At 54.8% G+C, this 1,230-nt stretch carries 1 protein-coding gene; it reads right to left on the bottom strand.

Going from position 1 to position 1,230, the window contains the following annotated elements; genetic code table 11:
- Positions 1-1,230: hypothetical protein (locus tag NPS47_RS25155; RefSeq protein WP_274297419.1), on the bottom strand; the 1,230-nt coding region annotated here is incomplete at both ends.

Here is a 1,230-nt window from a genome sequence, read left to right as displayed (position 1 = left end):
ACTTGTAGCTGTAACGTGCGGCGGTCCATTTCCTGGGTGCTGATGCCGGGCAGCACCAGTTTCAGGTAAGTTTTTTTGTCATCGCGGATCAGATCGCAAGTCGGCTTTTGCACGACCTTGGCAAGCTCACTCCATTCGTCTTGCAGGTTGCGGTGTCTGGATTTATTGCCCCAGGTGCTGGATTCCATCCACACTTGCAGGTCATCTAGATTGAAATAGTTGTACAAGCCTTCCCCTGCCAGTTGCAGGGCGGTGGCGATCAGCCCTATCAGGTTGGCACGTGCACCGATGGCCAACAGGCGTGGGCTGGCTTCTGCCCAGGCCAAAGCGCGCAGTTCGGTCGGTGTTTTCAAGATATTCTTGATAATCGAGCCCGTGTGCTTGGCTGCCCAGGTGTTGGTGCCCACCAGTATCCCATCGCCAGTAATCTGCAACGTGGTAGCACCCAGCCCCTTGTAATTGCCTTTAGCCAAGGCTCTACCCCACTGAAGGGAATGCTTACCCAAATCGACTGAGGCTGCTAGACCGATCGACACATAGGCTCCTAATCCCGCAATCCCGCTCCAGCGTCCCAAACGGCTCATGGTGTTTAACTTACCGGCAGCACTTTCCATCTGCTCGATATGTGCTTGAAAGATCGTAACAGAAAGTCCTTGCGCAGCTGCAAAGCCAGCTGCAGTTATTCCAATTAAAGAATCGGTGAAAGTTAGATAATCCACTGAAGAGCGCTTGTCGTTATTCAGGAGGACAAATAGCCCATCAATAAACTTCAACCCCTGAATTACAAACAACACTAACGCGATTCCATCGCCTTTCGACTTCACCGCCGCCAATAGCGGCTTGTTAAAGGTTCCGGTGGCCCGGAAGTCCCGTGCGGTCCGAGTCATCTCCGCACGCAACTGCGGATCCAGGCCATCGATCACCGTGCCGATTTGCGCCGGGCCATCGCCACCGACGGAAAAGGCACCCGCAAGCCGATCCTCCAAAGGCACGAGTGCGGCTTTCAGCAGGTTGATACGCTGGTTATAGGCCGCTTCGCTGCCTGGTAATGCAAAACCTGTGGATTGCTGCCTCAGCTCACTGTTACGCAGCCGGTAGGCTTCCTTGAGCTGACTGCGCAGATTCAGCGATTGCTCGCGGGCATCATTGAACGCCCTTATTTCTGCCACCGAGGCTGTTCGTAATGTCAGGCCGCGGCGGGAGAACTCGCGCAGTAACTGCAGTCGCGCT

The organism is Pseudomonas putida (assembly GCF_028682475.1).
GTDB lineage: Bacteria > Pseudomonadota > Gammaproteobacteria > Pseudomonadales > Pseudomonadaceae > Aquipseudomonas > Aquipseudomonas putida_AG.
Note: the sequence above shows the minus strand (reverse complement) of the source record. Positions and strands in the feature narration are given on the sequence as shown.